The following is a 20,251-nucleotide window of genomic DNA, read 5'->3' as shown; positions in this document are numbered from 1 at the left end:
TCTTACGCGGCACCGACTCGAACCTTGGAGGATTTTTTTGCCTTCTCTTTCGTTTTCGTCTTGGTTTGCGGCAAAGAGGCGACGGCGGCTTTTTTGTTTTTCTTGGGGGAAGATTCTTCCCAATAACGGACGTGAGGAAGATCCTCGTCCAACCAATACGCGTCGGTATCGCTTACCACGAGAATTTCCTCCCACTTCACTCCGAAACTTTCCGGAGCTTGAGCGCCTTTGTAGATTTTTCCGATATGGGGTTCCACGGCCCAAAGCCCCGCGTCCACTCGGGTCTTGGTGAATTCTCCCCAAAGAGGCGACGAATTGACGTTAGGCGATAAGAATCCTTTTAAAATTTGAGGAACGAGATATAAAAAAGTCTGGGGCGGAAATCCCAAAACCCTTCCACCCGGAACGTTCCATCCGGGAACACGACCGACTTTATGACCGAGAACTCCGTTCGGATACAAGGTATGACAATTCGAATAACCGAGATCGGCGATGAGATCGTTGCAACTTCGATAAATTTCACCCATTGATCTTTCGGCGCGGACCAATTCCAATACGAGGGATCTGAATTCTTTTAAGTCGCTGCGTCCCTGTTCCACCGCCGGATTTTTTCCGAACGCGAAAGAATATCCCACGTCCGCGGTCACACCTTTCACGTTAGGCGCAACATCCAGAATCACGGCCATTCCTTCCTTGAGTTTACGATCGGAAGGCTGAAACGCGAAACCGAAATGGGGAAGAATTCCGTCCCCGCCGATCGCTTTGAAGGTAAGAGGTCTTCGAAAACCGCGGAAGCAGGTTCTATCTCCGAACCATGCGAATCCGTAATGAAAGAAATTCTTTCCTCCTCTTTCACGGATATAGGAATCGATCAAGGACGCCGCCGTTTTTTCGGTCATTCCCACGGTGAGTCTTCCGCGCACCCACTCCACGGCATCGTATGCAAGTTTTTGCACATTCTTGAAATCATCCAGATCCAAGGACGAATAATATTCTCGAGACATTCTCCCTCCGGTAAAACCGCGAACGGTTTGTAGGAAGGAATTGTAGCGCATGTTACACGAGTGATCGTCCGATCTTATGATTTCCGACCGATTTTTAGGATTTTTTTCTCCATTCCGCGGGAGTCATTCCCGCGATTTTGAGGAATTGCGCGTTGAAGGTCGATTTCGTGTTGAATCCGACTTCGAATCCGATGGAAAGAATCGTCTTTTCCGGTTCTTCCAAAAGAATCTTTTTCGCCTCGGTGACTCTGTATCCGTTGATGAACTCGTTGAAATTTTTTCCGTAAGTTTCGTTGAGAATTCTGGAAAGCTGATGCGGAGTGATCAGAAGTTTTTCGGCGAGATCCTGCATTCGAATCTCCTCGTCCCGATACGATCTTTCCTCTTCCATCAATTCGTTCAGCCGGAGTTTGATCGCGTCCAAGTTGATTCCGCCGAGCTGGGTTTTTTCGTATCGTTTCTGCTGTAGTTCCGACTTTAAGGATTCGAAAAAATTCGGATATCTCGCGGTGAATACGAAGACGAGTCCGTTCCCCAACGTCATGAGCACCGATGCGAAAGCGAACAACCCGGGAATGTCGAGATAAAATCCGATCCCGGATAATTGGATCGATCCGATTGTAACCAGAAGCATGGAAGACGCGAGTCTCGAAAGATGAATGTCGATTTCCTTAAAGGCCTTCCAAAAAAGATAAACCGAATAGATACAATACAGAGTTAGGTGAACATATCCGATTCCGATCAAAAGAGAAACCGGATTTTTTCCGCGATGAACGAACGCGTCCGCGATGAGTTCCGACTTTCCTTCGAAAGGAAAAAGAAAGAAAATCAATTCTCCGAAAAACGCGACATACGTCGGTATAAAATGTCTCTTGAGTGGGATCTTGTCGTCGAGACTGAAGCGGAGCATTCTCCCTACGACGAGAAGAAGCGCGGGGCCCATCGCGAGCAAAGAGGAAAAGAAAAAAATCCAGAGAAACGGATACGCGGCGGTGCCGGGAATCTGCACAAAACCGATCCTGGATTCCGCGGATGCCATGATGAGCGCGAGAAGGAACATCCCGGTAAAACCTTCTCCCCGTTTGTGTTTTGCCAACTCCGTAAAAAAAAGGAGAATGCAATACGCCGGTCCCAGTTGAATTATAAAATGAAGACCGAACCAGATCGGATCCGATGGGTTGAGTGCGCTCATGGGAAATGGGAGAAGGAAAGCCTACCCGGAAGTTTTGTCCAGAAGAAACGGGAAAAATCGACTGTCCCGAAATTAGAAGTATTGACGCGTACCATTCTCTGAGGTTCCCTATCGGTATGAGTGAATTCATTGAAATCAAAGTTGGGGAAAAATCCTATCAGCTCCCGTTGATCTCCGGGACCGACGGTAAAAAAGGAATCGATATTCGTGAGCTTCATCAAAAGACGGGGCTGATTTCCTACGATCCGGGCTTTTTTAATACGGCTTATGCGGTGAGCCGCATTTCCAGAAGAGATCCCGATTCGGGAGAACTTCATTATCGCGGTTACGACGTCGCCGATCTCGTTCAACATTCCACGTTCGTCGAAACCAGTTATCTTTTGATTTACGGTAAACTTCCCACCGAACAACAACTCAAGGAATTCTCCCTCAAACTTTCCAAACACTCTTTGATTCACGAAGACATGATCAATCTTTTCGACGGTTTTCCGGGAAAGGGTCACCCTCTCGCGGTCCTTTCGGTGATGGTCACTTCTCTTTCCAGTTATTATCCGGAAGAATACGAAGAATCCTTGGACAAAGGGATCGATCATTCCGCGAGACTTCTCGCGAAGATCAGAACGATCGCGGCCTTTTCTTACAAAAAGATCGTGGGTCAGCCCTTTGTTTATCCGGTGGATAAACATCCTTATTGTACGAACTTTCTTTATATGTTGTTTTCGATTCCTTCCAAGGATTACGTTCCTTCCGAGGACATCGATCGGATTCTAAATCAACTTTGGATTCTGTACGCGGATCACGAACAAAACGTTTCCAACACAACCGTTCAAGTGATCGGCTCCACTCAGGCGAATCTTTTCGCTTCGATCTCCTCGGCGATCAACGCGCTTTGGGGTTCGAGAGAAGGCGGTCGTCAAGTTGCGGCTGTCGGTCTGATCGAAGACATTCTCAAGTCCAGAAAATCGGTTCCCGAATACTTCGAAAAATTCAAAGGAGATTCGGAAAGACTTTTCTCGAACGGTTTCGGTCATAAGGCGTATGATTCGAAAAGCAAAAGAGCGATCATCGCGGGTAAACTCTTTCACGACTTCTACAAAAAACATCCGGTCGGTCCGATCGCGGAAGTGGCTCTTAAGATCGACGAGTATATGCAGAATGATGAATATTACATAAATCAAAAGTTATACCCGAACCTCGAATTTTACAGCGCCGTAATTTTCCATTCTCTCGGCATTCCGAAAGAATTGTTTACCGCGATGCAGGTCATCGGAAAACTTCCGGGCTGGCTCGCACACTGGAGAGAACAACGCGTTTCCGGCAATTACAGCAAGGCTCGTCCGAAACAAATTTATACCGGAGAAATCGGTCGGAAGTATATCCCTCTTTCCGAAAGATAATTTTTCGTTTTAAACCCGGGATGGGAAAACCGGCTCGATCGTTCCAACGGATTGCAGGAAGCGCCGATGGTCGGAGCTACGGTTTTTTTCGCTCGGGTTTTTTTGTGTCTTGAGAATTGTGTGGTAGTTCCTACATTTTGGGAGAATCGCTCGGGGTTTTCAGATTTCTACGATGAGAACATAAATGTAGGATCTCATACAAATCCCGCCGGGCTTCAAATGAATCTTCCGAGATTTCGTAAGAGTTCCCACAACTCCCCCAAACCGATCCCGACAACACGAATGAATCTCCGAAAAAACGAAGGAGTTCCTACAAAAAATCCCGGTCACAAAGTTCAAGAACGGACCACCGCCGTTCACTCAATGGACTCATTTCCTACGGATCGCTCATTCTGCCCAAAAGTGGAAAAATCGGCAGGACCGAGAGTACAAAAAAAGACCGGCTAATCGCGTTAGCAACCGCCGGCTGAATAGGTTTCAATTCTGTAAGTCCAGTTAATTAGACCGGTTCTTATCGGTCAACGCCTTCAAGAAAGTTACGATCGACTTTGTATCGGAATCCGAAAGGTCCTTCCCGAGTTGAAGATGGGCCATTTTTTTGACCGCTTCCTCCAGGGTCGCGACTTTCCCGTCGTGGAAATAAGGACCGGTGATCGCTATATTTCTAAGAGACGGAACTTTAAACACAAAAGCGTCAGCGGCGTTTTTCGTGAGGGATTGACGACCCTTGTCCACGGTATTTTCATACGGATTGACCTGGCCGAGTTTACGGAAGGAGTTCCCACCCAAAAGAGGCCCGATATGACAAGCGGTACAACCGGTGGCCATGAATTTTTCCAAACCTTCCTGTTCTTCCGAGGAAAGCGCCTTATGATCCCCTTTTTGGAATTCGTCAAAACGATCCTGGGTCTTTAAGGTTCTTTCGAAAGCTGCGATTGCGCCCGCGAGATTTTCATAAGTGATCGGATTTGTTTCCTTAGGATACGCCTTTGCAAAAAGATCTTTGTATTCGGCGATTCCGGAAATTTTCTTTTCCACTTCTGCGGCGGAAGGCATTGCCATTTCTACTGGATTCAAAATTGGGCCTTTGGCCTGTTCTTTCAAATCCTTGGCTCTTCCGTCCCAAAACTGAGCGACGTGAAAACCCGCGTTCAAAACGGTAGGAGAATTTCTGTCTCCATTCTTCCCAAAGGCTCCGGGAGAAGTCGGAAGATTGTCGACCCCGGCCGCTTTACCGACTACGTTGTGACAGGAATTGCAAGCCTGCGTGTCGTTCGCCGAAAGTCTTTTTTCAAAGTATAACTTTTCACCCAACTGAACTAGTTCCGGGGTATCGGCTTCCCCGCCGGGCATTTTGTCGGGAATGGTTCCAAAAATTTTCTTGGAATCATCGATGAGCTTTTTCGTCTTCTCCGACGGTCCACAGGACACCAATACGCTTCCCAGGAGCGCTAAACAGAGCAACCCCACTGTAGATTGTTTCATAACCAGTTCCTCTCTCTATTACTTTAGAATGATTCTAAAACAAGATCTTATTTAGAATCATTCTAAAAGACAATTCTTTTTCAGACTTTCTTCCGTTTTTTCCGTTCGATCTGAAAGACCAAACCTTGGGCGTTGATTTTAGAATCGAACCCGAGCAACATCTCCTCCTTTTCTCCGAGTTTCACTCCTTGCGTGGAAAGTTCCCTTTCCAAATAAGCCCTGATTCTTCCCGTGCAAAATTCGAGAAGAGGTTCCCCCTCCAAACCCGACCGTTCTCCGGAGGAAAGAATATTCTGCATCGCGTGTAATCCCTGTTTCATCTGGCGCGCGCCAGATTCGAGATCGTTCCAAACTCCGAAATGAGTTAGATACGCCTTGTCCGCTCCCGTGGAAAGAATTTTGTCCACCGTGTTCATCGCTTCTTCCGAATCGAAATCGGTCGGCGTCGTGGATGGATATAAAACCGGACTTTTTCCGGTCGCAAAATTCTTATATCCAAGCCCGAAGGAATCCCCCGTAAAAATTCCGTTGCTCAAGGAATCGTATATGCAAAAATGATGATTTGCATGTCCTCTTGTATAATAAAACTTTAATATTCTTTTTCCCCATCGGATTTCTTCTCCGTCCTCCGGGCTTTTTACCCGTTCCTGATCCACGGGAAGAATGTCTCCGTATAACTTTTTAAAGTTTTCCTCTCCGTAAACCTGGATGGAACTTTGTATGAGTCTCGTGGGATTGATGAGATGGGTCGCCGCTTTCGGATGCGCGAGAATGATCGCGTTCGGACAATGTTTTGCAAGAAGCCCGGTTCCTCCCGCGTGATCGAGATGAACATGGGTTACAATGATGTATTTCACGTCCTCGGGTTTGCGTCCGGCGTTTTTCAATTCTTCCAAAAGAATCGGAACCGCGTTGTTTGTGTTGTTTTCCACAAACGCGGCTTCTTCACCTTCCACGATCAAATAGGCGCACGCGACCCCGGACGATATGTAATCGCAGTCGATCGTAAATAAACCCGGAAAGACTTCCTTTTCGTAAGGCGGCATAAGAATTCTCCTTGTTGTAAAGTCGGACTTCAGCGCACCCAAGCAAAATCAGGCAAAGTTTAAACTACAGTATATCCACCGTCAAGTACGTCAGATCGTCCGGGATCTTGGAAGACGAAAAAGATTTCACCGTGGAAAGGATTTCTTCGTTCAAGTTTCTCGGATTTCTGGAAAAATTATTCTTGAGAACCTCCAACAATCTCGCTTCGCCGAAAATTTCCCGTTGAGGACTGAGCGCTTCCGTAACTCCGTCCGTATAAAAAAAGAATCGATCTCCCGTACGAAGCGCGACCGTGTATGTTTCCGGTTCGATCGTTTTCATCATACCCAGGATCATTCCTCTTCCTTTGAGAAATTCGGGTTCGGCCGGATCTTCCCGAATCAAAACCGGAGGAGGATGACCCGCGATGGAATATCTGAATTCGTCCTTTTCCAAATCGTAAAGACAAACGAGCGCGGAGATAAAATTCTTTTCCAAAACCTGAAACATACGGTTGTTGAGTTCCGAAAGAATTTTGGAAGGTTCGTCGAGTTTGCGGCTGAGTTCCAAAAACGAAACCTTAATCATCGAAGAAACCAACGCCGACGCAACCCCGTGGCCGAGAACGTCGCAAAGAATGAACATTACCTTTTTCTCATTTAGAATATGATAATCTAAAAAATCGCCTCCGACCTGATCGACCGGAATATAAACCGAATTCACCGAAAGTCTATGAATTCTTCCGTCCAACTGAGGAATCAATCTCGTCTGAAGATCGGCCGCCATCTCCAATTCTTCGTGAAGAATCCGGTTTTGTCTTTTGAGTTCCGCCGTTCTTTGTTCCACTTTCGCTTCCAAAGTGGAATTCAATTTTTTGAGTTCCGTGTGCGCTCTTGCGTTCTGATACGAAATGCTCACCGCGCCCGTGATCAAAAGCGCGAAAAATCCGTATTGGGATAAGAACATATTCTTCCCCGTAAGATTATCCAACACGACGTCTATGATCGCAAAGATCGCGAGCAAACCCACGCCCCCGACCATGATGAGCGCTTCCATCGTCTTTCTTCTCAGTTCTTCATAAAAGATGGGAATGAGAAACAGGGTCATAAAAACGAGAATTCCTTCCCAAGCGTAAACGAGGATCACCCTTTGTGTTCCGTCCAACTCGAGAAACTGCAAGGCGCCGAGCACGAGACTCGACTTCATCACGATCTTAGCGGCGACCCCGGTTTTTTTCCGAAAAAGAGCATACAAAAAATATAATATACAAGCGGGGAACACGCTCTGCGAAGAAAAGAAGGATCTCGTCAAAAGACCGAAAGGAACGTCGACATAGTGCATCTTGTGCAGAAGAGGAATTCTCCAGAAGACGAACAAAAACGCGGACAAGGAAAGAAAGATACTCGCCCTCGATTGTCTGTTGAGAAGATAAGAGATCGACTGTTGTAAAAACACTCCGAGAAAAAGAACGATCAACACGAGTTGCAACGCGTCTTCCTGAATCAACGCGTCCTTCAGTTCGTCGTAGTCGCCCATCTTCGGAATTCCCCGGAAGATTCCGCAATGAAAACCGAGTTCCCTACATTCTATCTCGACTCGGATCGTATTCGATTTTCCTTTTTCGATCCACTCCAAAGGAATCTTATACAAACGGCTTCGGAACCAAGCGGCGTCATACGGATCCAAATTTCCCGTTTTGCCGATCAGCTTATCGTTGAAATAAACGCGGTCGGCGGATTGAATCCGATCCAAAAAAATTCCCTGCGAACCCGAAGGCAACGTTAGCGGATATTCCACTCGAACGGTATAAAAACCTCGGATCGGAATTTCAAAACCCTGACTGGTCAAACCCATTCCGGGTAATATCAATTTATAATGTTTACCTTCGTTACTTTGGTATTCCCAACCCTCCGAAAGACTTTGAACCTTTTCGGGATCGATCGGACTCGAGTATAACTCGAAGGCCATTAGACATAATAGAAAATATCCGAAGAGGATCGGTTTCATAAGAAAAGAGGAAATCAACCTATTCTCTTCATCGAGACTGTAAAGTTAAATTTAAACGGAGGAGATCAAATCCAACGAATCGTCCGGAATTTCCCGCATCGCCTTCAATAGAAGATCGTTCGAGTAATCGGAATACATTCCTTCGGTGAGAATTCTTCGAAAACTGCGCGCGCCTCTTTCGCCGTGAAACAAACCGAGAACGTGACGGAGCGCGTGATGCGGCTTTCCGTTCGTTTCTTTGAGAAGGATTTCTTCCACGTATTCTTTCATACGAAGAACGATTTCCCTTCTGCTTAAAACGGGGGAATCGTCTCCGAAAAACAAGGAATCCACTTCCGAAAAAAGATACGGGGTTTCGTAAGCCGCCCTTCCGATCATCACTCCGTCGTTCGTCTTCAATCGTTCCCGGATCTCTTCGATCGTTCGAATTCCTCCGTTGATCTCGATGAGAAGATCGGGAAATTCTCGTTTTAACGATTCCACGTCCGCGTATCGCAAAGGGGGAATCTGACGGTTTTGCGCCGGAGAAAGTCCGCCCAAGATCGCGATCCGCGCGTGAACGATCAATCGTCTAACACCCGCTTGGCGAACACATTCCACGAATCTGCAAAGATCCTCGAAGGTTTCTTTTCCCGGAATTCCGATTCTGCATTTAACCGTGACCGGAATTTTTACGGCCGCGTCCATCGCCGCGACGAGATCCGCGACCTTTTCCGGAGTTTCCATCAGACAGGCGCCGAAGTTTCCTTCTCTCACACGATCGCTCGGACAACCCACGTTGAGATTGATTTCGGAATAACCGTATTCTTCGCTGATCTTGGAAGATTGTGCGAGGGCCTTCGCGTCGTCTCCACCCAATTGAATCGCAAGCGGAAGTTCTTCGGGAGAATAGGATAAGAATCTATGACGATCCCCGTGTAGAATCGCGCCCGTGTGAATCATCTCGGTATATAAGAACGTATGTTTCGAAACGAGCCTTAAAAAATAACGAAAATGCCGATCGGTCCAATCCATCATCGGAGCGAGCGAAACCGGATATCGTTTCGGGGTTTTGGAGGAATTTTCGAACATAAGACTCAATCACCAGAATTTTTTTACAAGCCACTTCGGTCAAGGAACCTCCGTCCCATTTACGGCTTGGAATTCGGAAAGAATTCAAAAACAATGTCAGGAAAGAATGCGCCTCTCCGAAGTTTATCGAACATCCCCTAAGGTCTTACGAAGAATTTCGATTCTTTCGATCTGGATTTGTTGTTCGATCCATTCTTCCTGCAGAAGTTTGGAATCCTTTTTGGAATCGGTGATTCTTACCGCCGGTGTGGATTCCACAAAACTCACTTTTTCCACGAGTTATAGTCCCTTGCAAGAATACGTTCGAAGTAGCGGAGGGACCAAGGATCCCGCAAACTCGGACAGAACCGTAAACCAAGATCCGTTTAAATCGGTTCCATTCTATACGATCGGTTCGATTCCGAGAAGACTCTCCGCAACTCCGTTCACCGGATATTTTAAAATTCTAAACTATATGGCGTACAGTTTTTCCTTTATCGCTCCGAGAACGTTCCGAGGAAATCTTCTGAACTTTCCGGACGACGGAAGGATTCCGACGAACTTCACCGAACAGACGTTATACGGTCTTTATCCTCTTCCGGAACCGTTCGGAAGAAAAGCGGAATATCTCTACATCGACTATCAGTTTTACGCGACCTTGTATCTCGCTTTTTTGCAGTTTCAAAATTGGAACGTGGGACTCGGATTCAACCTAGGAGCGAGTATCTACGACTTCGACGTTTTGGAAAAAGAAGTTCGAGTTTCCTCTTCGCGTAACAAACACCGCGTGATTTCCGGAGTTCGATTTTTATACGAGTACAACATCGGACAATATTTCGAGGATTCCATATTCTATAATACGTATTTGTATTTCGAATTTTCAAGTTTGGGAAGTTTGGATCGGGACCCGATCAAACAAACGATTCCCACTTCGCTCGGAGGAACGGTTCCCGATCTTTATCTAACGATGGACACATATCGAGTCGGAGTTCGAAAGGAAATCCAATTATCAAGACCGACCGCGGACGATTTGTTGCGGAAAGACAGCGGCCCCGGAAACGAATCCTCTCCTCCGAAACAAACCGAACCCATTCCTCCGAGAATCTGATGCTTTCCTGGAAAGAAAATTCAACGCCCGTCTCCGAACAATTCGGCGATATCTATTTTTCACCGGAAAACGGACTCGAGGAAACCGAACACGTATTTATACGGGGTAACGATCTCCCCCATAGATGGAGAAATTCGAATATTCAAAATTCATTTTGTATTTTGGAATTGGGTTTCGGCACCGGGCTGAACTTTTTAACCGCTTGGAAAGAATACAAGGAACATAAGGATCGGTTTCGACTTCATTTCATATCCATCGAAAAGTTTCCGTTGAACCGCGAGGAAATCTCCAAAGCCCTTTCCGTTTTTCCCGAACTCGCGGAGATCAAGGAGGAATTTTTACGTTCCTACGAGGATCTCATCCCCGGAATGAATTACTTTCGTTTTTTAAACGGGAGAATCCATTTGAATCTCTATCTCGGGGACGTCGCAGACGCGTTAGTCGAAATCTCAGGCAAAGTGGACGCGATTTTTTTGGACGGATTTGCGCCTTCCAAAAATCTGGAGATGTGGCAGGAATCGGCCTTGTCTCATTTAAAGAAACTTTCCAAGATCGGAACCACGGTCGCCACGTTTACGGTCGCGAGAATCGTCAGAGATTCTCTCACTTCGGCCGGATTCGTTTTGGAGAAACGTCCCGGCTTTGGAAGAAAAAGGGAAATGTTGACCGGAACGATTTTAGAATCCGGTTTAGAATCCGACGCGGATCGCACGCTTTCCACCGAAGAGGAATCGAACCTTACAGTTCCGCTTTTTGAAAAATCTTCAAAACCTTGGTGCATCCGATCCTATCCGAAAAAAGAAACTCGAACGCAGACCCAAACCGTAGCGATCGTCGGAGCGGGGATCGCGGGTTCGGCCTTGGCCTATTCATTATTAAAACGGAATATTCAAGTTTTATTGATCGATCCCTCCGGGATCGCCCGGGAAGCGTCCGGAATTCCGGGTGCAATTTCTCATCCGCATCTCACCAAAATCCCGGGTCCGATCAGCCTATTTACGTTGCGTGCGTTTCGATACGCCCTTCAGTTTTTAAAATCATTTGCGGAGCCGGATCAATTTTCCGACTGCGGACTCTTTCACGGAATCACCGAAGAAATGAGTTCGGAACGTTTTCAAAAAGGTCTCGAAAATCACGGACTGTCCGAGGAAATCGTTTTTTGGAAAAAAGCGAATCAATCGATCGATTCGGAAAACGAGTTTTCGAACAAAGACGTTTCGAAAGGGAAAGCCGGTTTCGAAAACGACCTGGGAGAAGGAATCTTTTTTCCCAAAGGATTTTGGACACAACCATCTTCGATCGCAAAAAAAATGACCGATCAAACCGGAATCGAATTCATCCAAGCGACCGTGATTTCCATCCATAAGATCGGATCCGAATTCTCGAGCACAAAATCGGAGACGACAAACTTCGCCACAATCGAACCCGCAGATCCGAACGAAGCCGAAACATCGGACGCGTCGCTCTGGGAACTCACGCTCCAAGAATCGGATCGAAAAGTACATGCAGATTCTATTATATTCTGCAATTCTCATTCGATCGGAAAACTCGTCGCACCCCTGTTCGAAGGAGAGGAACCCTTTCCGATCCGCAAAGTAAGAGGACAACTCGTATCCATCAAACAAACGGAAGCATCCTCAAAACTCTCCCGAATTCTTTGCGCGGAACACTACTTCACGCCCGCGATCCGCGGAGAACATATTCTCGGGTCCACATTCGACGAGTTCGATTTGGATCCGCAGGCGCGGAACAAAGACACGGAACAACTTCTGCAATACATACGAACCAAGTATCCGTCTTTCGATTTCAAATCGGATTCCGTTCTCGAAGAAAAAGTCGGGTTTCGCGCGCAAACCCCGGATCGGTTTCCCGTCATCGGGCCGATCTTCGATCCGAAAGAATTTAAACGGACATACAGGGGAATCGATCTTCCCAAAAACGCAAAGAAAACCTATCCCGCGTTGAAAACGATTCCCGGTTTATACGTTTTCGGCGGGCTCGGTTCCAGAGGAATTTTAAGTTCTTTTTTAGGTGCGGAGATTCTGGCTTCCTTGATATTGGGTGAACCGGCTCCCGTAGAATCTTCCTTATTGGAATCGCTTCACCCGGCCCGATTCCTTTATCGAAAAATTCGCAAAGAATCGGAATCTTGATTCGAACCGATGAACTCACCGCAGAACAATCACATTCAAAATTTAGAATCTTCTCTCAAAGAAATTTGGGGAATGTCCCGATTTCGAATCGGCCAAAGAGAAGCCATCGAATCCGTTCTCGGAGGAAAAGACACGTTAGTCATTCTTCCCACCGGCGGCGGCAAATCATTGATCTATCAGTTACCCGCGGCGATCGATTCTTCTTCTTTGACGCTCGTGATTTCTCCTTTGATCGCGCTCATGAAGGACCAAGTCGATTCTCTCAAAGCGAAGGGAATCTCCGCCGAGTATTGCAACTCGACTCAGGACGATCTCGAACAACTTAGAATTCTAAGTAGAGCCGCAACCGGTAAAATCAGAATCTTATATCTTTCACCCGAAAAAGCGTTGAGTCGTCAGGTGTTCGAAATTCTTCCCAAACTTCCCTTGGGGAGAATCGCAGTGGACGAAGCGCATTGTGTTTCCCAATGGGGCCACGACTTCCGACCCGAATATCGCAAACTCTACGAACTTCGGGATAAATTTCCCAAGTTCGTTCCGATCATCGCGTTAACCGCCACCGCGACGTCTCGAGTCATCCAAGACATATCCGATTCTCTCGGATTGAAAGAGCCCGCGCTCGTCAAAGGAAGTTTCTTTCGCGAGAATCTAAACTTCTCGATCCGGTTTCCGCAAAACGAAACTTCCAGAGAAAGCGAACTCTTAAAACTTTTGATTCAAGGAAACTTTCAAAAAACCGCAAGCGGAAGAGCGATCATCTATTGTGCGACCCGTCAAAAGGTCGAATCGGTTTACGAATTTCTAAAGAAGAACGGATTCAAGGTCGGAAAGTATCACGCGGGAAGAACCGATTCTAGCCGGGAAAAAACGCAGGACGGTTACAGCGCCGGAAAAACGAACGTGCTTGTCGCGACGAACGCGTTCGGAATGGGACTCGACAGCCCGGACGTTCGATTGGTCGTTCACTATCAATCACCCGCGTCTTTGGAAAGTTATTATCAGGAAGCCGGACGCGCAGGACGAGACGGAAAGTCTTCGAGTTGTGTTCTTTTTTATCATCCTTCCGACTTGGTCACTCAAAGTTTTATCATCGGCAAGGAAAGCAATCGTAAAGGCGGAGAAACGCTTCTTTCATTCGTAAAAGAATACGCGGTCTCCAATCGATGCAGACAACAAATTCTTTGTTCTTATTTCGGAGAGGAAATTTCCACCTGTCGATCCTGCGACATTTGTTTGGAAAAAGAATCCCCTCGTTCTTTCGTCGAAAGCGGAAGGGACCAATTCTTAAAACGAGAAGAGGATAAAAGACAAAAGAAGGAAGAAAAAGAAAAATACGATTTTTCAAACGAAGAATTGAACTTCATCGAAAACGTTCTCGAACAGATTCCGGGCAAGTTCGGAAAAAGAATGATCGCCGGAGTATTAAGAGGTTCCCGCTCCAACGAGATTCTTAGAAAAAAATTGGATCGATTGGAACATTACGGTTCTTTAAAGTTTGTTTCGGAAGAGGCGATCTTAAAGGTCCTCGACGATTGGATCTCCGAAAAGAAGGTGAAAATCGTTGGAGATAAATATCCGAAACTGATTTTGGCTTCGACCGTCGTCGTAAAAACTCCGCGCAAAAAAAAGGATCCGAACGAACAAACCGAAGGCGAAAAAAAATCCATTCCCGCAAAAAACGCGATTCAAGAACTGAAGAATTATCGGGACCGAGAAGCCAGACGCAGAAAGTGGAAAAAATTTATGGTGCTTCAAAATCCGGTGATCGTTCAAATCGCAAAGGTCATGCCCGAAACTCCTGAGGATCTTTCCCTCATCAAAGGAATGGGTTCGGCCAAGGTCGAAAAATTCGGAAACGATATCTTAAGAATTTTAGATAAGTGGAGATGAGAATCGACTGCTTCTTCGATCTCGTCGCGACCGTATATCCGATTTCCCCAAACGAACGTAACTCGCACAGCAAATCGTAGGAGATCCTACATTTGATCCTTCTTGTTTTTTCATTCGAATTTCTTTTTTTAAAAATTACTTCTTTATAACCTGAATTGCTTTTTGAAACAAAACTTCATATTCTGCCGAACCGCCCCTCTCTTTTTTCCGACATCCTGTCTCACTCGCTTTCTACCTTCTCTATATTTCTTCCGAGATTTCATTGGAGGTTAACACACGATGGAACAGAATACAAAAAAATCACGAAGAAGAATGTTGAGGATTACGGTTTTCGCACTGGCGACGTTATTCTTTCTTATGAGTTGCAAGAAGGACAAAAAAGACGACAACTTAGAAATGTTGTTGGCGGCAACCGTCTTAAACGGAGGTGGAAAAGCGGAGTTCCGACTTACCGACACAAATACTCTCGCAGCCGCACGCACTGCGGCAAACTCCTCTCAATTCAGAAGCGGGCCCAATTTTGCATCCGGCTTTCTTACCGACTTAAGCGGGGACAACCCTGAAAGTTACGGCGACGGGGTTGGCGATGGTTTTAACGATAAATTCCTAACACCCGCCGCAGTATCCATGGAAGTTTGTCAAATGGTCCTCTACAAATCCGTAACCAAAGGCGGACCTGCAAGAGGAAGTGAAACTTTAACAAACGCGAACTTTGTTGCGTTCGGAGGCTCGAACATTCCAGGCGGACTCCCTCCTGAAATGGGAACGAATTCAGGACCTTGCACTAGTTTTATGCCTATCGGTCTCAAAGGCGGTGATAAAACTTTAGATTCGGCATTCTTACCCATTACCGCAGTCCCGGAAAGCGCCCAAGGGGATTACGATCGAATCGGAATCATTGTGAGGGGATTTTCTTATTACTTCAATACTTCCGATGTTCCGGAGAATGCCTATCGTTACGTCGATTTGATATTGAATAATCCTTCCTCGTCCTCCAATGGAAGAGGAGATGTAAGCACAAAAATTTTTGGGGACAAGTGCCCTGCGTCTTTTGCGAACTCCGCAAGTTTTATCTTTTCTCAATTGATTCCGGCGGGAGAAATATTAAACGGATCCTGTACGTTTTCGGAGTCATCGATCGACTCGGGTTCGGGAGCGTTCTTGTCGACTCCGGAATCATCGGGGTTCTTATCGATACCGACCAGTTTTCTAAACGCACCTTCGGCGGCCGGAGTCGCTTACACCGCGGCTAAAAAACTTAGATTTAAGGCTCCCGCCATGATCAACACTTTGGCGTCTTCAGATCCCTATATTCTGATCGTGGATTTGGATTCTTCCAAAAACGGAAAAGGACTTCTGTTTAACGTCTCCGTTGATAAGGTTCTCTTCTGGGATTCGACCGGCGGGGACAACGTCTTCTCCCCGCAGTTGGACGCGGCCGACAGACCGAACGCGACGAGCGGATCGGATAACCTAACCAATACCGCGAGAAAAAACCTGATCTTTCATTTGCCTACGATTCTCAGTCAGACCAAATGAAAGATTCGCGAAAGTTCCGGATCGAGTGAATCAAAAGAAGAATTTTGATTCCAAGCATTCTAAAAAACACAGAGAGGAGCTTCTTGCTCCTTTCTGTGTTTGGACCGAGCATTTCAAGCGGAAACGATGTCGGTTTAAATTTTCAATTTATAATAAGATCTTCCTCGTGATTCCTAAAATTTCACGGGGAAGATTTATTTATTTTCAAAAGATAAAAATCCCAGGCGGGAAAGATTTATGAGTCGATTAAATTCAGTCTTATTCACGAAACTACAAATACGAGGATTGAATATCAGCTTTATGGAATATTCTCGCCTGCGCGGAACAGCAAAAGGTTAAAATGAAGTTAAGTCAGGATCACGATTTTTCCCTGTTTTATCAAAACTACAAGGATTCGATCTATAAGGTAATTCGATTTCTTTCCAACGATCCTGAAGAGGTGGAAGATATCGCCCAAGAAGTTTTTCTGAATATCTATAAGGCCTTTCCGAATTTTTCACCCGAAAGAGGGAGCTTTTATACTTGGGCTGCGGCGATCGCCAAGAATACTTATTTCACGTATCGAAAAAATCGTAAAAAGGATTTGTTATTGCAAGAAAACGCTTCAATAGAATCGCTTCCGGCGGAAGATGATTTTATTCGGACCATAGAGGCCAAGATCGTCGAGGAAGAATTGAGGGAAATCATCGCCACCTTACCCGAACCCGAAAAAAGCATCATTTTATTAAAAGAAATCAATAACTTTACGTTGGAGAAAACCTCACAGGCATTAAACATCTCTTCGAGAACCGTCAGCAGAAAATTATTAAAAGCGTTAGATCTGCTTAGAGAAGAATTAGAAAGAAGAAAAGTGGTTTTGTAATCATGGAAAGAAAAGATCTACAGGAAGAATTCGAAGAACTGACGTCTCTGTTTCTCTACGGGGAAATTTCTCCGAACGAGAACGAAAGATTAAACGAAATCGTCGATCTCGATCCCGCGCTTAAAAAAAGATACGAAAACTACGTTCAAACGCAAGCCGGTTTGCGAACGCACAAACAAGGACTTGTAAAAATTCTTTTCGAATCCGAAAAAACCGATCCGCAACCCGTTTCCAAAAAAGTCGTCGATCTCGGTAAGTTTAGAAATCCGATCTTGGCCTTGGCGGCGATGATCGCGTTGATCGTTTCCGTGTCGTTGATCTTCAAACAAAACGGCTTCGGCAAAGAAGAAAAACTTCCTCTCGCATTCGGCGGAAACTGCGACGAAAAATCCTTACGAAACGATTGGATTCTCACGAACGCAAACTCGTTTTGCGACGTTGAAATCTCCGGAGAACAAGGTCTTGTTCAGTTTAGAATTTTTCCGAATTCGGAAATGCGCGTCCTCGATTTGGCGCGTTCCGCGGCCGACGCCAAGAATCGAGGTTATCGGTTGTCGATTCTCGTTCGAAAGGGAAATCTTTTGTTAAACGAATTCGTTTCCGATCCACGTTCCAAAACGAAACTCTACGTCAACGGAACCGAGATTCAATTGACGGGAACGAAAGTATTCATCGAAAGTTCGGAAGAGCAAAACAAGATCAGCGTTTGGGAAGGTTCCGTTCGGATTCGCTCCGGTTTACGATATTTATTTCCGATCCTACTCTACTCGTTTGAAAAAGAATCCGCACAAAACGGAAACGCAACGACCGCGCAAAACCACAACCATCGTCCACCGGAGATCGAAATTCAAACGGATTGGAAAGATCTTTCTTCGGAAACGGTTTCCAATTCTTCCCTGGAAATAAAATCCTTACGTTTATCGGAAAAACAAAGCGAGGATCTTCTCAAAACATGGAACGGAAATCGTTCGATAGAAACGTACGGTCCGGAAATACGAGCGTCTTTACGGGAGATTCAAACCAAACTTTCGGAAAACGTATCGCAAGAAAAAAAGATCGAATTCAAACCTGAGAATATTCAAATTTTGGAAAGTATTTCCGAAAAGTTCGGAGATTCGACTTCGTTGGAATTTCCGAAAGCGGCGGACGAAAGCGTAACTCCGAAACCGAACGTTCCCAAAGCGGAAACTTCAAAAGCGGAGAATTCGTCGAAACCGCGCGAAAACAAAACTTCGATCCCCAAAGAGGAACCGATCCGATTGGGAATCAAGACGATCACTTTAAAGGACGGAACCGTTCTCAAAGGGAACGTGATTCAATACGAGAACCAATACGTTTTGGAAGAAAACGGCAAAAAAAGAATCTTAAAATCCTCTGACATAGAGTCGATTTCGTTTTGAAAAAGATGAATTCGATTCTTTCGTTTCGTTTTCCGGTCCGAGAATTCTTTTTCGTTCGGCCCGGCCGCGCCCGGATTGGAATCCGAGTGGCGCCCCTCGCGGCGGTCCTAACCGTATTCTTTTCCTCCGGTCTTTTCGGGAACACGGTACTTTTAAAGGACGGAAGAACGATCGAAAACGTCAAAACCTCGCTTCGAGAAGATCACGTTTTGGTCGAGGACGTAAACGGCAACGTGGAAAAGTTCGACCTAACTCTCGTAGAAAAGATTCTACTTGCCGAAATCAAAAAACCGGAAATACAACCCGAACCCAAAACGACCGAACCGGAAAAACAAAACAACATTAAGAAATTCTACTATTCTTTGAACGCGGGAGAATGGAACTCCCATATCGTCGAAGGAATGAGTTTCAACCGCGGTTATAACGCGATCGATATCGTCGCAACGACAATCTACATAGATCCGTATTTGGAAAGAAATTATTCCATAAGAGTAAGAACCTTATCGTTGAACGGCGAATATCGCAGGAACAAAAATCTAGGATTTACGCTCGGGCTCGAACAGAATTCCTTTTCGTTTCCGAACCGGGGAATTTCTCCTGTTACGGGCATTTTTGCGAACGCGACTTTGAACGCTTTACCGGAATATCAAAACCTTGCTGGGCTTTCGACGATCTCGATTCTGTTCGATTCCCATTTCGGAGGATATAAAAGCGGCAAACGAGGAAGCGACGCGTTTACGATCGGCACTTTGTCCGTTTTACCCGGAATCAAATATTACGTTTCTCTTATGGATTCTCTTTTTTGGTTTTTTCAAGCTGGAATTGGAATCGGCCGTAGTTACGACGGAGGAATTTATTCGGGGACCTTGACGCAAACCGCGGTTTGGGCTGGCACCGGGATTCAATGGGAATCGGATTCTTATTTCGTGAACGCCGCGGTTCAATATCGCAAAACGGATTTGATCGGAAATGCGAAGTCCTATCACTTTCAGGAACCGTCCTTTTCGGTCGGAATCGGCATCAAAAGATAATTTAGAATATTATAAATTTGGAAACAAACTCGGTTCTTCGTCCATCGGATTGGGATGAGAAAGACTGATCCCCAAAAGACGGATCGCCTTGACGGCGACGATCCTGTCGTCTTTGGTTTCGAAAAACTCCTCGAACAGTTCGGAAGCGGTTTGAAACAGTTCGTTCGCGTCAAAGATGGGATCGTTTAAAGTCCTCGATCTCGTTTTCTGACTGAAATCGTGAAACTTGATCTTTAATGTGAGAGTTCTACCCGCAAAATCCCTTTTTTTAAGACGATCTTCCACTTCGACGGCGACTTCCCGAAGTTGATACAACAAGTCCTCTCGATCCACCTTATCCTGTTCGAAAGTCGTTTCTGCTCCGAGAGATTTTCTTTCTCTCGACGACTGAACTTCCCGATCGTCTTCTCCTCGGGAGATCTTGTAGTAGTAGATTCCCATCTTACCGAAATGAGAGATCAATTCGTCTATGTTCTTGGCGCGCAGATCTTTTCCCGTGCGGATTCCGAGTTCTTCCATCTTTTGAGCGGTGACCTTGCCCACTCCGTGAAAACTACTTACGGGCAAAGGGTCGATAAACGAAATCACGTCGTCGGGTAGAACCACAGTAAGTCCGTTCGGTTTGTTTTTTTCGGAAGCGAGTTTGGCGATGAATTTGGAATTCCCCACTCCCACCGAAGCGGTCAGCTGGGTGCGTTTGAGAATTTCCGCGCGGATTTCTTTGGCGATCGTTACGGCAAATGGAATATTCTTTTTATTGAATGTAACATCCAGATAACCTTCGTCCAAGGAAAGCATTTCCACGCGGTCCGTGTATTCCAAAAAAATCTCCCGGATCTGACGAGAAACTTCCTTATACACCGTAAATCTGGGAAATACGAAAATCGCTTGTGGCGCGAGTTGTGCGGCTCGAGAACAAGGCATCGCGGATCGAATTCCGAATTTCCGGGCCTCATACGAAGCCGCGGCCACCACGGATCTGCTGTTCGGAGGACCGCCCACGATCAAAGGTTTTCCCTTGTATTCGGGAAAGTCTCTTTGTTCCACGGAAGCATAAAACGCATCCATATCCACATGAATGATTTTGCGCGGTTCCATATCCGGTTG

Annotated in this window: 15 protein-coding genes; 8 read left to right on the top strand and 7 right to left on the bottom strand. The window is 45.9% G+C overall.

What is annotated here, in order from left to right; all coding sequences use genetic code 11:
• Nucleotides 1-2 precede the first annotated feature (2 nt).
• Together LEP1GSC052_RS20065 and LEP1GSC052_RS20060 are read right to left on the bottom strand one after the other, a co-directional pair.
• The gene (locus LEP1GSC052_RS20065; RefSeq protein ID WP_010575883.1) at nt 3-1,004 is read right to left on the bottom strand and encodes a M24 family metallopeptidase; all 1,002 of its coding nucleotides are present in this window, start codon (nt 1,002-1,004) and stop codon (nt 3-5) included.
• Between the two features lie 94 nt (nt 1,005-1,098).
• Complete coding sequence (locus LEP1GSC052_RS20060; protein ID WP_020986759.1) at nt 1,099-2,196, bottom strand: helix-turn-helix domain-containing protein; 1,098 nt, start codon at nt 2,194-2,196, stop codon at nt 1,099-1,101.
• A gap of 116 nt (nt 2,197-2,312) precedes the next feature.
• On the opposite strand from LEP1GSC052_RS20060, the gene LEP1GSC052_RS20055 reads away from it, so the two are divergent.
• Entirely contained in the window at nt 2,313-3,593 is a 1,281-nt protein-coding gene (locus tag LEP1GSC052_RS20055) for a citrate/2-methylcitrate synthase (RefSeq protein WP_010575885.1), read from the top strand.
• A gap of 495 nt (nt 3,594-4,088) precedes the next feature.
• Here the strand turns inward: LEP1GSC052_RS20055 and LEP1GSC052_RS20045 are convergent, their stop codons facing one another.
• The 4 genes from LEP1GSC052_RS20045 to dusA all read right to left on the bottom strand — a co-directional run bounded on the left by LEP1GSC052_RS20045 (nt 4,089) and on the right by dusA (nt 9,182).
• Entirely contained in the window at nt 4,089-5,078 is a 990-nt protein-coding gene (locus tag LEP1GSC052_RS20045) for a cytochrome-c peroxidase (protein WP_010575887.1), read from the bottom strand.
• Between the two features lie 80 nt (nt 5,079-5,158).
• Nucleotides 5,159-6,124 carry an MBL fold metallo-hydrolase gene (locus tag LEP1GSC052_RS20040; RefSeq protein ID WP_010575888.1) on the bottom strand — a complete coding sequence of 322 codons (966 nt, stop codon included), beginning with the start codon at nt 6,122-6,124 and terminating at the stop codon, nt 5,159-5,161.
• 64 nt (nt 6,125-6,188) lie between these two features.
• Nucleotides 6,189-8,129: a PP2C family protein-serine/threonine phosphatase gene (locus tag LEP1GSC052_RS20035; protein ID WP_010575889.1), complete on the bottom strand. Its 1,941-nt coding sequence runs from the start codon at nt 8,127-8,129 to the stop codon at nt 6,189-6,191.
• 33 nt (nt 8,130-8,162) lie between these two features.
• Nucleotides 8,163-9,182, bottom strand: coding sequence for a tRNA dihydrouridine(20/20a) synthase DusA (gene dusA / locus LEP1GSC052_RS20030; RefSeq protein WP_010575890.1), 1,020 nt, complete (start codon nt 9,180-9,182; stop codon nt 8,163-8,165).
• 106 nt (nt 9,183-9,288) lie between these two features.
• On the opposite strand from dusA, the gene LEP1GSC052_RS20025 reads away from it, so the two are divergent.
• From LEP1GSC052_RS20025 to LEP1GSC052_RS19995, 7 genes are all read left to right on the top strand, one after another.
• The gene (locus LEP1GSC052_RS20025; protein ID WP_010575891.1) at nt 9,289-10,269 is read left to right on the top strand and encodes an LIC10647 family lipoprotein; all 981 of its coding nucleotides are present in this window, start codon (nt 9,289-9,291) and stop codon (nt 10,267-10,269) included.
• On the top strand, nt 10,269-12,422 hold the full coding sequence (gene mnmC1, locus LEP1GSC052_RS20020) for an FAD-dependent 5-carboxymethylaminomethyl-2-thiouridine(34) oxidoreductase MnmC1 (RefSeq protein ID WP_020986748.1): 2,154 nt from the start codon (nt 10,269-10,271) through the stop codon (nt 12,420-12,422). The genes LEP1GSC052_RS20025 and mnmC1 overlap by 1 nt, the downstream gene beginning before the upstream one ends.
• 9 nt (nt 12,423-12,431) lie before the next feature.
• Nucleotides 12,432-14,312, top strand: a complete 1,881-nt coding sequence (locus LEP1GSC052_RS20015; protein ID WP_020985716.1) for a RecQ family ATP-dependent DNA helicase — start codon at nt 12,432-12,434, stop codon at nt 14,310-14,312.
• A gap of 279 nt (nt 14,313-14,591) precedes the next feature.
• Nucleotides 14,592-15,851: a sigma factor sigX-regulated lipoprotein SrpA gene (gene srpA, locus LEP1GSC052_RS20010; protein WP_020985642.1), complete on the top strand. Its 1,260-nt coding sequence runs from the start codon at nt 14,592-14,594 to the stop codon at nt 15,849-15,851.
• A 340-nt stretch (nt 15,852-16,191) separates the two neighbouring features.
• Nucleotides 16,192-16,713 (top strand): RNA polymerase sigma factor, encoded by a 522-nt coding sequence (locus LEP1GSC052_RS20005; RefSeq protein WP_010575895.1) that lies wholly within the window; start codon nt 16,192-16,194, stop codon nt 16,711-16,713.
• A 2-nt stretch (nt 16,714-16,715) separates the two neighbouring features.
• A complete protein-coding gene (locus LEP1GSC052_RS20000; protein WP_010575896.1) occupies nt 16,716-18,113 on the top strand; it encodes a FecR family protein in 1,398 nt (465 codons plus the stop codon).
• On the top strand, nt 18,110-19,144 hold the full coding sequence (locus LEP1GSC052_RS19995; RefSeq protein WP_010575897.1) for a hypothetical protein: 1,035 nt from the start codon (nt 18,110-18,112) through the stop codon (nt 19,142-19,144). The genes LEP1GSC052_RS20000 and LEP1GSC052_RS19995 overlap by 4 nt, the downstream gene beginning before the upstream one ends.
• A 9-nt stretch (nt 19,145-19,153) precedes the next feature.
• Here the strand turns inward: LEP1GSC052_RS19995 and dinB are convergent, their stop codons facing one another.
• Nucleotides 19,154-20,242, bottom strand: a complete 1,089-nt coding sequence (gene dinB / locus LEP1GSC052_RS19990; RefSeq protein WP_010575898.1) for a DNA polymerase IV — start codon at nt 20,240-20,242, stop codon at nt 19,154-19,156.
• Nucleotides 20,243-20,251 lie beyond the last annotated feature (9 nt).

Source organism: Leptospira kmetyi serovar Malaysia str. Bejo-Iso9 (genome assembly GCF_000243735.2).
Classification (GTDB): Bacteria; Spirochaetota; Leptospiria; order Leptospirales; family Leptospiraceae; genus Leptospira; species Leptospira kmetyi.
The sequence above is the reverse complement of the archived record's forward strand: the minus strand, read 5'-3'. Positions and strand labels throughout refer to the sequence as shown.